The sequence below is a fragment of the Pseudoduganella violacea genome (assembly GCF_014191875.1).
Taxonomy (GTDB): Bacteria; Pseudomonadota; Gammaproteobacteria; order Burkholderiales; family Burkholderiaceae_D; genus Rugamonas; species Rugamonas violacea_A.
On sequence record NZ_JACHXD010000022.1, the window covers coordinates 70,171 to 84,462 of the forward strand.

At 61.2% G+C, this 14,292-nt stretch carries 11 protein-coding genes and 1 tRNA gene; 1 reads left to right on the top strand and 11 read right to left on the bottom strand.

What is annotated here, in order from left to right; genetic code table 11:
- The first annotated feature begins 227 nt into the window (after window positions 1-227).
- On the top strand, window positions 228-743 hold the full coding sequence (locus FHS03_RS25240; RefSeq protein WP_229426421.1) for a hypothetical protein: 516 nt from the start codon (window positions 228-230) through the stop codon (window positions 741-743).
- Window positions 744-750: 7 nt separating this feature from the next.
- Here FHS03_RS25240 and FHS03_RS25245 read toward each other — a convergent pair whose 3' ends face one another.
- The 11 genes from FHS03_RS25245 to FHS03_RS25295 form a co-directional block, all read right to left on the bottom strand.
- The gene (locus FHS03_RS25245) at window positions 751-1,845 is read right to left on the bottom strand and encodes a DUF1176 domain-containing protein (protein ID WP_183443663.1); all 1,095 of its coding nucleotides are present in this window, start codon (window positions 1,843-1,845) and stop codon (window positions 751-753) included.
- A 62-nt stretch (window positions 1,846-1,907) separates the two neighbouring features.
- On the bottom strand, window positions 1,908-6,134 hold the full coding sequence (gene rpoC, locus FHS03_RS25250; protein WP_183443664.1) for a DNA-directed RNA polymerase subunit beta': 4,227 nt from the start codon (window positions 6,132-6,134) through the stop codon (window positions 1,908-1,910).
- Between the two features lie 75 nt (window positions 6,135-6,209).
- The gene (rpoB, locus tag FHS03_RS25255) at window positions 6,210-10,319 is read right to left on the bottom strand and encodes a DNA-directed RNA polymerase subunit beta (protein ID WP_183443665.1); all 4,110 of its coding nucleotides are present in this window, start codon (window positions 10,317-10,319) and stop codon (window positions 6,210-6,212) included.
- A 245-nt stretch (window positions 10,320-10,564) separates the two neighbouring features.
- The gene (gene rplL / locus FHS03_RS25260) at window positions 10,565-10,939 is read right to left on the bottom strand and encodes a 50S ribosomal protein L7/L12 (RefSeq protein ID WP_028103001.1); all 375 of its coding nucleotides are present in this window, start codon (window positions 10,937-10,939) and stop codon (window positions 10,565-10,567) included.
- A 64-nt stretch (window positions 10,940-11,003) separates the two neighbouring features.
- A complete protein-coding gene (rplJ, locus tag FHS03_RS25265; RefSeq protein ID WP_050412558.1) occupies window positions 11,004-11,501 on the bottom strand; it encodes a 50S ribosomal protein L10 in 498 nt (165 codons plus the stop codon).
- Window positions 11,502-11,752: 251 nt separating this feature from the next.
- Window positions 11,753-12,448, bottom strand: coding sequence for a 50S ribosomal protein L1 (rplA, locus tag FHS03_RS25270; RefSeq protein ID WP_183443666.1), 696 nt, complete (start codon window positions 12,446-12,448; stop codon window positions 11,753-11,755).
- A gap of 2 nt (window positions 12,449-12,450) precedes the next feature.
- A complete protein-coding gene (gene rplK, locus FHS03_RS25275) occupies window positions 12,451-12,882 on the bottom strand; it encodes a 50S ribosomal protein L11 (protein ID WP_183443667.1) in 432 nt (143 codons plus the stop codon).
- Between the two features lie 123 nt (window positions 12,883-13,005).
- A complete protein-coding gene (gene nusG / locus FHS03_RS25280; RefSeq protein WP_050409865.1) occupies window positions 13,006-13,617 on the bottom strand; it encodes a transcription termination/antitermination protein NusG in 612 nt (203 codons plus the stop codon).
- Entirely contained in the window at window positions 13,617-14,000 is a 384-nt protein-coding gene (gene secE, locus FHS03_RS25285; RefSeq protein ID WP_176345434.1) for a preprotein translocase subunit SecE, read from the bottom strand. The genes nusG and secE overlap by 1 nt, the downstream gene beginning before the upstream one ends.
- Before the next feature lie 35 nt (window positions 14,001-14,035).
- Window positions 14,036-14,111 (bottom strand) — tRNA-Trp (locus FHS03_RS25290).
- A 70-nt stretch (window positions 14,112-14,181) separates the two neighbouring features.
- Window positions 14,182-14,292: EF-Tu C-terminal domain-related protein (locus tag FHS03_RS25295; protein WP_495072202.1), on the bottom strand; the 111-nt coding region annotated here is incomplete at its 5' end.

Here is a 14,292-nt window from a genome sequence, read left to right on the forward strand (position 1 = left end):
TGCTTGCGCGCTCCCTCGGGCATTTGTACTCGTTTGCCTGTCGCATTCTGTCTCGTTTTGTCGCATTTGAACTTTCACGCCGCGTCCTTGGTCCAATAGACAAAACGAGACCAAATGCGACAGAACCAGACGGAGGAACGAGTATGAATGCCCGAGGGAGTCAGAATGCAGTACCCATCACTGCACTGCTTGAGCTATGCGATTTTCTGAAGAGGCGGGGTTCCAATTTGGCGCCGGACGAAGCGCTCGCTTGCGCGCTGCGCCAATGGATGGAGATCCAGTCCGCCGACACCGCAGAGGAGCGCGGCTACCAATGGAAGTGTCTGTTTCTGCCGGCCGGCAGCCGTCTGCGCATGCAGTACGCGGGCCAATGGTTTTACGCCGAAGTGCGCGGCGACGAACTGCTGTTTGAAGGCCAGCCCGTTTCGCCGCGTGGCATGACGCAAATGATCGCGGGCGATGGCCGCAATGCCTGGCGCGATCTGTGGGTACGGCTGCCGGGGGAGAAAAACTGGAGCCGCGCCTTGCTGCTGCGCCGCGATCTGCTGCAGCGAGAGCCGCCGCGTCCGGTGTCGCCGCTGGAAGCGGTCAACGCCGCCGCCCGCAGCATGAGCGAAGCGCTGACCGCATCGAAGGCACTGCTCGATTACGTAAACCGGCAGTCGGAACGGCTCACCGAACGGCGGATCAGCAAGCATCGCCGCAAGGATGACACGCTCGGCGACGACTGCCGCTTCGATTAAGTGCGGCTTATTTCGGCCGGTGCCGCACCTCCGTCACCAGCGTCGGCAGCTCCCAGGGGCCGCCCAGGGAGATCATGCGGCACATGCCGGTGGTGAGCTTGCCCGTGGCGTGGAATTGCTGGCCGTCCCAGGCCCAGTCCTCGCGCGACCAGCAGTCGCCCAGGCCGCGCCCCCGGTGCGAGGCGGAAATGACGCCACCCATGTATTCGTTGCCCGAGGTGGTGACCAGCACGGGATTGAACGGCGCCTTGGTGTTGATGACCCAGTAGCCTTCGCCGAAATTGTAGGCGGCCAACCAGCACTGGGCGCTGACCAGCAGCCGGCTCTCGGACAGGCGCACGATGCGCAGCGGCCGGCCGCTGCTGCCCAGTTCCTCCTCCATCTCACAGTCCTCCTTCCACTCCGGCTTGCGCAGTTCGCCGATCAAGGTGGCTTGCTGCGCGGCGCTCAGCTCCACGGTCACGGCCTGCTGCTGCGCCATGAACGGCACCTTGAGCACCGGCACGGCCAGCGCCGGCAGCACCTGCGCTTCGCTCTTGCCGCCCTTGCGCATCAGCGCGCCCGGCGTGCCGAGGCGCCCCTGGAATTCGTCCATCTTCAGCAGCACGGCCGCCGCGCCCTTGCCCGACAGCTCCCACTCGAATTCGCCGCTGGACCAGACGATGCGGCCATCGCCCTTGAGCGCATTGAGCAGGGCCGCCAGTTGCGGCGCCGGAATCTCGGCCGATACGCCGTCCTGGCCGAGCGCCAGCATGCCTTGCGGCTTGCCGTCGATGCGCAGCTGCAGCTTGGCATCCGGCCGCAGCTGGGCGATGGCCGGTTCGTCGGTGGCGTCGCCCAGCTGCAAGCGGGCGCGCACCGGCTGCTGCGGGCCGGCCTTGCGCGTCAGCAGCACGGACAGGGCGTTCGCCTCGCGGTCGTAGGGCTGGTAGCCGGCGGCGCGGCAGGTGCGCGTATTGTCGCAGGCGATTTCCCAGTCGTGGTGACTGAAGGAGAAGCCTGCGGCGGGCGCGGCGGCGGCATGGCCGGCCATCAGCAGGCAACCGATGGCGGCCAGCAGCAGCCGGCCCGGCGCGCCGGACAGGGGTGCAAAACGGGGCATATTCCAACTCGCTTTCAAATGAAAAACGCCACCCGAAGGTGGCGTCTTGTTGGCGCAGAAGCTTACGCTTCGTCGCTGTGGTGCGGCACTTCTTCCGCTGGCAGTTCGGCCACGATCGCGGCGCGCTCTGCATCGAGCAGCGCTTTGCGTTCTTCGGCTTCCCACACCTCCTTCTCGCGGCGGGCGCGGTGGAAGGCCAGACCGGTACCGCCTGGGATCAGACGGCCCACGATCACGTTTTCTTTCAGGCCGCGCAGACCATCGCGCTTGCCCATGATCGCCGCTTCGGTCAGCACGCGGGTGGTTTCCTGGAACGATGCGGCCGAGATGAAGGAGTCGGTCGACAGCGATGCCTTGGTAATACCCAGCAGCACGTTTTCGTAGGTGGCCGGCAGTTTGTTCTGCGCTGCCAGCTTGTCGTTCTCTTCCAGCAGCTCCGAACGTTCCACCTGCTCGCCGACGATGTAGTCGCTGTCGCCGGTGTTGGTGATCTGCACGCGGCGCAGCATCTGACGCACAATCACTTCGATGTGCTTGTCGTTGATCTTCACGCCCTGCAGACGGTACACGTCCTGCACTTCGTCGACGATGTAGCGGGCCAGCGCTTCGATGCCCAGCAGGCGCAGGATGTCTTGCGGATCGGCCGGGCCGTCCACGATCATCTCGCCCTTGTTCACCACCTGGCCGTCGTGCACCAGCACCTGCTTGTCCTTGGTGATCAGGAACTCGTGCTTGTTGCCGTCCATGTCGGTGATTTCCAGACGCTGCTTGCCCTTGGTTTCCTTGCCGAAGGCCACCGTACCGGTGACTTCCGCCAGCATGCCGGCGTCTTTCGGGGAACGGGCTTCGAACAGCTCGGCCACGCGTGGCAGACCACCGGTAATGTCACGGGTTTTCTGCGATTCGGTCGGGATACGCGCCAGAACCTCACCCACGGACACTTGCTGGCCGTCTTTCACCATGATCAGCGCGCCGACCTGGAAGCCGATCGCCACGGCGTGTTCGGTGCCGGCGATCTTCACTTCGTGGCCGTCTTCGTTCAGCAGTTTCACCTGCGGACGCACGGTCTTGGTCAGCGAACCACGGCGTTTCGCATCGATCACCACCAGGGTGGCCAGACCGGTCACCTCGTCCACCTGACGGGCCACGGTCACGCCTTCTTCGACGTTCTCGAAGCGCACCGTACCGGCGTACTCGGTAATGATCGGGCGGGTCAGCGGATCCCAGGTCGCCAGCGAAGCGCCGGCTTTCACGGTCATGCCATCCTTGACGATCAGGGTCGCGCCGTACGGCACTTTGTGGCGCTCGCGCTCACGGCCATGGTCGTCGGTGATCAGCACTTCGCCGGAACGGGAAATGACGATCTGCGCGCCCTTGCCGTTGGTGACGTAACGCATGGTCGCGGTGAAGCGGATGGTGCCGTTCGACTTCGCTTCCACGCTCGACGCCACTGCCGCACGCGATGCCGCACCACCGATGTGGAAGGTACGCATGGTCAGCTGGGTACCCGGCTCACCGATCGACTGCGCCGCCACCACACCGACTGCTTCGCCGGCGTTGACCAGCAGGCCGCGGCCCAGGTCGCGGCCGTAGCACTTGGCGCACAGGCCGTAGCGCGTGTCGCAGGTCAGCGGGGTGCGCACTTTGACTTCGTCGATGCCCAGACGCTCGATCTCTTCGACCATGTCTTCGTCCAGCAGGGTGCCGGCTTCGTACAGGGTTTCCTGGGTTTCAGGATTGACCACGTCGGTGCCTGCCACGCGGCCCAGAATACGGTCGCGCAGGGCTTCGATCACTTCACCGCCTTCGACCATCGCCTTCATCAGGTTGCCGTTGGAGGTGCCGCAATCGTCCTCGATCACCACCAGATCCTGGGTCACGTCCACCAGACGGCGGGTCAGGTAACCGGAGTTCGCGGTTTTCAGCGCGGTGTCGGCCAGACCTTTACGCGCGCCGTGGGTCGAAATGAAGTACTGCAGAACGTTCAGACCTTCGCGGAAGTTCGCGGTAATCGGCGTTTCAATGATCGAGCCGTCCGGCTTGGCCATCAGACCGCGCATACCGGCCAGCTGGCGGATCTGGGCTGCCGAACCACGGGCGCCCGAGTCGGCCATCATGTAAATCGCGTTGAACGATTCCTGGGTGGTCTGGGTGCCGTCGCGGCGCGTCACGTCTTCCACTTTGAGCTGGTCCATCATGGCCTTGCCCACTTCGTCCGAGGTCTTGCCCCAGATGTCGACCACCTTGTTGTAACGCTCGCCGGCGGTCACCAGACCCGAGGCGTACTGCTGCTCGATCTGTTTGACTTCCGATTCGGCGGTCGAGATCAGGGTCTTCTTCACCAGCGGCACCAGCATATCGTCGACGCAAATCGAGATACCGGCGCGGGTCGCCAGGCGGAAGCCCGACTGCATCAGCTGGTCGGCGAACACCACGGTGGCGCGCAGACCGCACTTGCGGAAGGAGGTGTTGATCAGGCGCGAGATTTCCTTCTTCTTCAGCGGACGGTTCAGTACCGAGAACGGCAGACCCTTCGGCAGGATTTCGGACAGGATGGCGCGGCCCACGGTGGTTTCGTAGCGCGTCAGGGTGCGCACGAATTCGCCGGTGGCGGGATCTTTCGGGTTCTCGACGATACGCACGGTGATGCGGGTCGCCAGTTCCACTTCCTTGTTATCGTAGGCGCGGATGACTTCGGACACGTCCGGGAACATCATGCCTTCGCCCTTGGCGTTGATCGCCTCGCGGGTCGCGTAGTACAGACCCAGCACGATATCCTGCGACGGCACGATCGACGGTTCGCCGTTCGATGGGAACAGGATGTTGTTCGAGGCCAGCATCAGGGTGCGCGCTTCCATCTGCGCTTCGATCGAGAGCGGCACGTGGACCGCCATCTGGTCGCCGTCGAAGTCGGCGTTGAACGCGGCGCAGACCAGCGGGTGCAGCTGGATCGCCTTGCCTTCGATCAGCACCGGCTCGAACGCCTGGATGCCCAGACGGTGCAGGGTCGGCGCGCGGTTCAGCATGATCGGGTGTTCGCGGATCACTTCTTCCAGAATGTCCCACACCACCGGTTCCTGGATCTCGACCAGCTTCTTGGCGGCCTTGATCGTGGTGGCCAGGCCCATCAGTTCGAGCTTATTGAAGATGAAAGGCTTGAACAGTTCCAGCGCCATCAGCTTCGGCAGACCGCACTGGTGCAGTTTCAGCTGCGGACCCACCACGATGACCGAACGGCCCGAGTAGTCGACGCGCTTGCCCAGCAAGTTCTGACGGAAGCGGCCGCCCTTGCCCTTGATCATTTCAGCCAGCGATTTGAGCGGACGCTTGTTGGCGCCGGTCATGGCCTTGCCGCGGCGGCCGTTGTCGAGCAGCGAGTCGACGGCTTCCTGCAGCATGCGCTTTTCGTTGCGCGTGATGATCTCCGGCGCGCGCAGCTCCATCAGGCGTTTCAGACGGTTGTTACGGTTGATGACGCGGCGGTACAGATCGTTCAGATCGGAGGTCGCGAAACGGCCGCCGTCCAGCGGCACCAGCGGACGCAGCTCCGGCGGCAGCACCGGCAGCACTTCCATGATCATCCACTCAGGCTTGATGCCGGAACGCTGGAACGCTTCCAGCACTTTCAGGCGCTTGGCGTATTTCTTGATCTTCGCTTCCGACTTCGATTCCTTCAGTTCCACGCGCAGCGCTTCGGCATCGCGGTGGATGTCGATCGAGCGCAGCAGTTCGCGGATACCTTCGGCGCCCATGAAGGCGGTGAAGTCGTCGCCGTATTCCTCATACTTGGCGGCGTAATCGTCTTCCGACATGATCTGGCATTTTTTCAGCGGGGTCATGCCGGGATCGGTCACGACATACGCTTCGAAATACAGCACGCGTTCGATATCGCGCAGCGTCATGTCGAGCACCATGCCCAGACGCGACGGCAGCGATTTCAGGAACCAGATGTGGGCGGTCGGCGAGGCCAGCTCGATGTGGCCCATGCGCTCGCGGCGCACCTTGGCCAGGGTGACTTCGACGCCGCACTTCTCGCAGATCACGCCGCGGTGCTTCAGGCGCTTGTATTTGCCGCACAGGCACTCGTAGTCCTTGATCGGGCCAAAGATCTTGGCGCAGAACAGGCCGTCGCGCTCAGGCTTGAAGGTACGGTAGTTGATGGTTTCCGGCTTTTTGACTTCGCCGTAGGACCAGGAACGGATTTTTTCAGGCGAAGCGAGACCGATTTTGATCGCGTCAAAGGTCTCGTTTTGCTGTACTTGCTTGAATAGATCGAGCAGGGCTTTCATGTATCACTCCAGGTAGTGATGAATTCTTTAAACTGCCCGGCCGCTGCGAAAGCGGCCGGGCGACGTGCTGTGGTCTTAGCTGCGTTCCAGGTCCATATCGATACCCAGGGAACGGATCTCTTTCAGCAGCACGTTGAACGATTCCGGCATGCCGGCGTCGATCACGTGATCGCCCTTGACCAGGTTCTCGTACACTTTGGTACGGCCGTTCACGTCGTCGGACTTCACGGTCAGCATCTCTTGCAGCACGTAGGACGCGCCGTACGCTTCCAGCGCCCACACCTCCATCTCACCGAAGCGCTGGCCGCCGAACTGGGCTTTACCGCCCAGCGGCTGCTGCGTCACCAGCGAGTAAGGACCGGTGGAACGCGCGTGCATCTTGTCGTCGACCAAGTGGTGCAGTTTCAGCATGTGCATCACGCCCACGGTGACTTTGCGCTCGAACGCCTCGCCGGTGCGGCCGTCGTACATCGTGACCTGGTTCTTGGACGGGGTCATGCCCAGTTTGGTCGCGATCTCGTCCGGATACGCCAGGTCCAGCATGCGGCGGATTTCCTCTTCGTGCGCGCCGTCGAACACCGGGGTCGCGAACGGCACACCTTTTTTCAGGTTGTGCGCCAGGCCCATGATTTCGTCGTCGCTGAAGTTGGCGATCTCTTCCTTCTTGCCCGACTCGTTGTACACGGTGGTCAGGTATTTGCGCATCTCTTCGACCTTGATCTGCGCTTGCAGCATCTCGCCGATACGGATGCCCAGACCCTTGGCGGCCCAGCCCAAGTGGGTTTCCAGGATCTGACCCACGTTCATACGGGACGGAACGCCCAGCGGGTTCAGCACCACGTCGGCCGGCGTGCCGTCGGCCATGTAAGGCATGTCTTCCACCGGCACGATGCGCGAGACCACACCCTTGTTACCGTGGCGGCCCGCCATCTTGTCGCCCGACTGCAGGCGGCGTTTCACGGCCAGGTAGACCTTGACCATCTTCTGCACGCCAGGTTGCAGCTCGTCGCCCTGGGTCAGTTTCTTGCGCTTCTCTTCGAAGGCCAGATCGAACTGGTGGCGCTTCTCGTTGATCGATTCCTTGATCGCTTCCAGGGCGGTGGCGGCATCGTCCTCGGCCGGACGGATGTCGAACCAGTGGTATTTGTCCAGATCGTCCAGGTACTCCTTGGTGATCTTGGCGCCCTTGGCCAACTTCTTCGGACCGCCGTTGACGACTTTACCGATCAGCATTTTTTCCAGACGCTGGAAGGCGTCGCCCTCGACGATCCGCATCTGGTCGTTCAGGTCCAGGCGGAAGCGCTTGAGCTCGTCGTCGATGATCTGCTGGGCGCGCTTGTCGCGCGGGATGCCTTCGCGCGTGAACACCTGCACGTCGATCACGGTGCCGACCATGCCCGAGGGCACGCGCAGCGAGGTGTCTTTCACGTCCGACGCTTTTTCGCCGAAGATGGCGCGCAGCAGCTTCTCTTCCGGGGTCAGCTGGGTTTCGCCCTTCGGCGTCACTTTACCGACCAGGGTGTCGCCGGCCTGCACTTCGGCGCCGATGTAGACGATGCCCGATTCATCCAGACGCGCCAGCTGGTTTTCCGCCAGGTTCGAGATGTCGCGCGTGATTTCTTCCGCGCCCAGTTTGGTGTCGCGCGCAACCACCGACAGTTCCTCGATGTGGATCGAGGTGTAGCGGTCGTCTTTCACGACGTTTTCCGAGATCAGGATCGAATCCTCGAAGTTCAGACCATTCCATGGCATGAAGGCCACGGTCATGTTCTGGCCCAGTGCCAGCTCGCCCAGGTCGGTCGATGCGCCGTCGGCGATCACGTCATTTTTCGCCACGCGGTCGCCCACTTTGACGATCGGACGCTGGTTGATATTGGTGTTCTGGTTGGAACGGGTGTACTTGATCAGGTTGTAGATGTCCACGCCGACTTCGCCGGCCTGCGCCTCTTCGTCGTTGACGCGGATCACCACGCGGCCGGCGTCGATGTAATCGACCACGCCGCCACGCAGGGCTTGCACGGTGGTGCCGGAGTCGACCGCCACGGTGCGTTCGATGCCGGTGCCGACCAGGGCTTTTTCCGGACGCAGGCAAGGCACGGCCTGGCGCTGCATGTTGGCGCCCATCAACGCGCGGTTCGCGTCATCGTGTTCCAGGAACGGAATCAGCGAGGCTGCCACGGACACGATCTGGCCTGGGGCCACGTCCATGTACTGGATGCGCTCGGGCGACACGAGGATGGTCTCGCCGGCTTCACGGGCCGACACCAGCTCGTCGCTCAGCTTGCCTTCGCCATTGATGGTCGCATTCGCCTGGGCGATGATGTAGCGGCCCTCTTCGATGGCGGACAGGTAATCGATCTTGTCGGTCACCATGCTGTTCTCGACCTTGCGGTACGGCGTTTCGAGGAAGCCATACTCGTTCAGGCGGGCATACAGTGCCAGCGAGTTGATCAGACCGATGTTCGGCCCCTCAGGGGTTTCGATCGGGCACACGCGGCCGTAGTGGGTCGGGTGCACGTCGCGCACCTCGAAGCCGGCGCGTTCGCGCGTCAGACCGCCCGGGCCCAGGGCCGAAACGCGGCGCTTGTGGGTGATTTCCGACAGCGGGTTGGTCTGGTCCATGAACTGCGACAGCTGGGACGAACCGAAGAACTCGCGGATCGCGGCCGAAATCGGCTTCGAGTTGATCAGGTCGTGCGGCATCAGGTTGTCGGCTTCGGCTTGGCCCAGACGCTCCTTGACGGCGCGCTCGACGCGCACCAGGCCGGCGCGGAACTGGTTCTCGGCCAGCTCGCCCACGCAACGCACGCGGCGGTTGCCCAAGTGGTCGATATCGTCGACTTCGCCGCGGCCATTGCGCAGCTCGACCAGGATTTTGATCACGGCCAGCACGTCTTCGTTCGACAGCGTCATGGCGCCGGTCAGTTCATCGCGGCCGATGCGGCGGTTGAACTTCATGCGGCCCACGGCCGACAGGTCGTACCGGTCGGCGCTGTAGAACAGGCCGTTGAACAGGGCTTCGACCGACTCTTCGGTCGGCGGTTCGCCAGGACGCATCATGCGATAGATCGCCACGCGCGCGGCGGTCTGGTCGGCGGTGTCGTCGATGCGCAGGGTTTGCGAGATGTAGGCGCCCTGGTCCAGGTCGTTGGTGTACAGGGTCTGGATCGCGCTGATATTGGCGTCGCGCAGGCGATTCAGCACCTCTTCGGTCAGCTCGTCGTTGGCGGAAGCGACCACTTCGCCGGTTTCCGGGTCGACGATGTTCTTGGCCAGCACGCGGCCCAGCAGATAGTCTTCCGGCACCGAGATGTGGGCGATGCCGGCCGTTTCGATGTCGCGCACATGCTTGGCATTGATGCGCTTGTCTTTCATGACCAGGGTCTTGCCCGACTTCGGATCGACGATGTCGAAGCGCGCGACTTCACCGCGCAGGCGTTCGGACACGAACTCCATTTCCGCGCCTTCCGAACGCAGGTTGAAGTTATCGAAGACGAAGAAGTTGGCCAGGATCTGTTCCGGCGTCATGCCGATGGCCTTCAGCAGGATCGTGACCGGCATCTTGCGGCGGCGGTCGACACGGAAGTACAGCACGTCTTTCGGGTCGAACTCGAAGTCCAGCCAGGAACCGCGGTAAGGGATGATGCGGGCCGAGAACAGCAGCTTGCCCGAGGAGTGGGTCTTGCCGCGGTCGTGCTCGAAGAACACGCCAGGGGAGCGATGCAGCTGCGAAACGATGACGCGCTCGGTGCCGTTGATGACGAACGAACCGGTCGTCGTCATCAGCGGCAGTTCGCCCATATACACTTCCTGTTCCTTCATCTCCTTGACCACCGGCTTGGTCGGCGATTCCTTGTCCAGGATCACCAGACGCACCTTGGCGCGCAGCGGCGAGGCGAAGGTCAAGCCGCGCAGCTGGCATTCCTTGACGTCGAAGGCCGGATCGCCCAGCACGTAGGAGAGGAACTCCAGACGCGCGAAGCCATTGTGCGATACGATGGGGAAGATGGAGGAGAAGGCCGACTGCAGGCCTTCATTCTTGCGCGTCGAGGGAGCGGTGTGCTCCTGCAAGAAGTTTTCGTAAGACTCGAGCTGGGTCGCCAGCAGGAACGGAACGTTGTGGACGTTGGCGCGTTTCGCGAATGATTTGCGAATGCGTTTCTTCTCAGTAAATGAGTAGTGCATGGACACTCCGTGAGTGACAGGAAAGGATAGAAAATTCAGGTTTCGGCTGTGGAACACAGGGGAAACCTCAAGGCACTACGCTTCCAGCAGGTTGCAAACAAGACAGGGGAACTACGGCACAGCGAAACGGCAGAGCTACAAATACGGCACAGACGACAAAGGAGCCAAAGCCGGATCTCCCCCTCTGGGGAGGAGATCCGCAACTTTGGCTCAGGCGCAAAAGACTGCCAGCGCCGGTACTAAAATTACTTCAGGTCGGCCTTGGCGCCAGCTTCTTCCAGCTTTTTCTTGCCGGCTTCAGCGTCAGCTTTCGACAGGGCTTCTTTCACGGTCTTCGGAGCGCCGTCCACCAGATCTTTGGCTTCTTTCAGGCCCAGACCGGTGATTTCGCGGACAGCTTTAATCACGCCCACTTTGTTCGCGCCGACTTCGGACAGCACCAGGTTGAACTCGGTTTGCTCTTCAACAGCAGCGGCAGCAGCGCCACCGCCAGCAGCTGGAGCAGCCATTGCAGCAGCGGACACGCCGAATTTTTCTTCGAAGGCCTTGACCAGTTCGTTCAGGTCCATCACGGACATTTCGCTCACTGCGTTCAGGATATCGTCTTTGCTAATTGCCATTTGAAACTCCTAATGTATTTGTAATGCTACAGAATTGGTATTGACTGCGAAACCGGGCGCGCAATTAAGCGGCTTCGGTTTCTTTCTTGGCTGCCAGAGCAGCCAGACCACGTGCAAAGCCCGACACCGGAGCCAGCATAACGCCCAACAGCTGCGAGATGAGGACTTCACGGCTAGGAATGCTCGCCAACGCGGCAACAGCGGCTTTATCCAGCTGTTTACCGGCGAAGTTACCAGCCTTGATCACCAGTTTGTCGTTGGTTTTGGCGAAGTCGTTGATGACTTTCGCTGCGGCAACGGCGTCATCCGAGATCGAATAGATCAGCGGACCGGTCATTTCATCGGCCAGGGCGGCGAACTGCGTACCTTCCACGGAGCGGCGGGCCAGGGTGTTCTTCAGAACACGCAGGTACACGCCTTGGGTACGCGCTTTAGCACGGAGTTGCGTCAAGTGACCAACCTGGATGCCACGGTACTCGGCCACGACGATCGTTTGCGCAGTTGCTACTTTTGCGGAAACTTCGGCGACGACGGCCTTTTTGTCATTCAGATTGAGACCCACGGTCAACCTCCTTAAATGATGCGCGGCAAATGCCTGGCATCGGTTCGAACAACGGCGTCCGAGGTTTAGGAGTCCTATGGACTACGAAACTTGTTCGGGTACACCATCTGCGCTGGGAGCCTTCGCTATTAACCCCTTGCCTGCCTGCTGCAAGCGGCCCAACGGTCTTTGATTGCCTGGCGCCGCGCTTGCGCGCGCCGCCAGCCCAAAGATGCGCCCGGCGAAGATACCGCCGGGACTTGATTCTTGACTTAGGCAGCCAGACCAGCGTGGTCGACGCGCACGCCCGCGCCCATCGTGGACGAGATCGCCACTTTGCGCAGGTACACGCCTTTCGACGAGGCTGGTTTTGCCTTGTTCAGAGCGTCGATCAGGGCCAGCAGATTGCTCTTCAGGTCTGCATCGCTGAACGATTTACGGCCGATGGTGGCGTGGATGATACCGGCCTTGTCGGTACGGTACTGCACTTGACCGGCTTTCGCGTTTTTCACGGCGGTTGCCACGTCAGGCGTCACGGTGCCGACTTTCGGGTTTGGCATCAGGCCGCGTGGGCCCAGGATCTGGCCCAGGGTACCAACGATACGCATGGTGTCAGGCGACGCGATGACGATATCGAAAGGCATGTTGCCGGCTTTGACTTGCTCAGCCAGGTCTTCCATACCCACGACGTCGGCGCCGGCGGCTTTCGCGGCTTCAGCCTTGTCGCCCGAAGCGAACACGGCCACGCGAACGGTTTTGCCGGTGCCAGCTGGCAGCACGACGGAACCACGCACGACTTGGTCCGATTTCTTCGGATCCACGCCCAGTTGCACGGACACGTCGATCGATTCGTTGAACTTGGCGGTCGCCAGTTCTTTGACCAGGCTGACAGCGTTGTCAAAGGCGTACACTTTGGTACGGTCTACTTTAGCCTTGATGGCTTGAGCGCGTTTGGACAGTTTTGCCATGATTAGATGCCCTCTACCGTGATGCCCATCGAACGTGCGGAACCAGCGATGGTGCGCACTGCAGCTTCCATATCGGCAGCGGTCAGATCCGGGGTTTTCAGTTTAGCGATTTCTTCCGCTTGTGCGCGGGTCAGCTTGCCAACCTTGTCGGTATGTGGCTTCGGCGAACCTTTTTGCACGCCGGAGTGCTTCTTGATCAGGTAGGTTGCCGGCGGAGTCTTCATCACGAAGGTGAAGGACTTGTCGGCGAAAGCGGTGATCACCACGGGAATCGGCATGCCAGGCTCCAGACCCTGGGTTTGGGCGTTGAAGGCTTTGCAGAATTCCATGATGTTCAGGCCGCGCTGACCCAGCGCAGGACCGATTGGAGGGGATGGGTTTGCCTTACCAGCTGGCACTTGCAGCTTGATAAAGCCAATGATTTTCTTTGCCATGTTGGGCACTTCCTATCGTTGGATTTGAGTAGTAGCGCCCCGCCGATCCTACATGGCAGGGCTCCTCTTGGCGGATTTTGCTGGAACCAGGTTCCGGAGCAGCGCTCCGTGGGCGCTTCTTGCTTATACTTTCTCGACCTGGCCGAACTCGAGTTCGACCGGCGTTGCGCGGCCGAAAATGGTGACGGAGACGCGCACCTTGGATTTCTCGTAGTTGACTTCTTCGACATTGCCGTTGAAGTCGGTGAACGGGCCATCCTTGATGCGGACTTGCTCGCCCACTTCGTACAGCACTTTCGGCCGTGGCTTTTCCACGCCTTCCTGCATCTGGTGCATGATCTTTTCGATCTCGCGCGCGGGAATCGGGGTCGGCTTATTCGATTTACCGCCGATGAAGCCCGTCACTTTGCTGGTATTTTTCACCAAGTGCCAGGTTTCGTCGGTCATTTCCATTTCAACCAGCACATAGCCGGGGAAGAAACGGCGCTCGGTCACCGATTTTTGGCCGTTCTTGACTTCGACCACTTCTTCGGTCGGCACCAGGATCTGGCCGAACTGGTCTTGCATGCCGGCGCGTTCGACGCGCTCGGTCAGCGCGCGCTGCACGCTCTTTTCCATACCGGAGTAGGCATGCACGACATACCAGCGCTTATTGCTGACAGGCACGCTGAGCGCCGCGCCAGCATCTTGTGCCGGGACGCTGCCCGGCACTTCGTCTTGCACATTTTCGCTCATTATTGTTTCCAACCCAGGATGACGTCGTACAACAGGAATTCCAGCAGCTTATCCGTGCCCCACAGGAACACAGCCATCACGAGGACGAAGGCAAACACGATCATCGTGATTTGCGTGGCTTCTTTGCGCGTCGGCCAAACAACTTTCTTGGTTTCGCGAACGGCTTCCTTGGCGAAATTCAGGAAATCACGGCCGGTGGCGGAGGTGTATGCGATGCCAGCGGAAATAAGCAAACCAACCACAAGCGCAGCTGCCCGCACCAGGGTTGGTTGACCTGCCAGGTAAAAGAACCCGACTACGCCCGCAATCGCTGCAACCACTGCCAGCACGACTTTGAACTTGTCGTTTGACGTGCTAACGGTTTGCACGGATTGATTAGACATTCTATTTTACTTTCGGTGCCCTGCACCAGGTTCGGTGGCAGGGGCGGAGGGCATCGAACCCCCAACCTTCGGTTTTGGAGACCGACGCTCTGCCAATTGAGCTACGCCCCTACGTAAAACTTTCAGTGAATCCGTTATTGTAGCATCCGGCGCTGCCGGATGCTAGTGTTTGGCAGGATTCTTAAGCAATGATTTTTGCAACCACGCCGGCGCCGACGGTACGACCGCCTTCACGGATAGCGAAGCGCAGACCTTCTTCCATCGCGATCGGGTTGATCAGCTTGACGGTGAT

Bases quoted from the DNA above. Each gene is read 5' to 3' on its own strand.
- FHS03_RS25245 (WP_183443663.1), bottom strand. From the start codon at position 1,845: ATGCCCCGTTTTGCACCCCTGTCCGGCGCGCCGGGCCGGCTGCTGCTG.
- rpoC (WP_183443664.1), bottom strand. From the start codon at position 6,134: ATGAAAGCCCTGCTCGATCTATTCAAGCAAGTACAGCAAAACGAGACC.
- rpoB (WP_183443665.1), bottom strand. From the start codon at position 10,319: ATGCACTACTCATTTACTGAGAAGAAACGCATTCGCAAATCATTCGCG.
- rplL (WP_028103001.1), bottom strand. From the start codon at position 10,939: ATGGCAATTAGCAAAGACGATATCCTGAACGCAGTGAGCGAAATGTCC.
- rplA (WP_183443666.1), bottom strand. From the start codon at position 12,448: ATGGCAAAACTGTCCAAACGCGCTCAAGCCATCAAGGCTAAAGTAGAC.
- rplK (WP_183443667.1), bottom strand. From the start codon at position 12,882: ATGGCAAAGAAAATCATTGGCTTTATCAAGCTGCAAGTGCCAGCTGGT.
- nusG (WP_050409865.1), bottom strand. From the start codon at position 13,617: ATGAGCGAAAATGTGCAAGACGAAGTGCCGGGCAGCGTCCCGGCACAA.
- secE (WP_176345434.1), bottom strand. From the start codon at position 14,000: ATGTCTAATCAATCCGTGCAAACCGTTAGCACGTCAAACGACAAGTTC.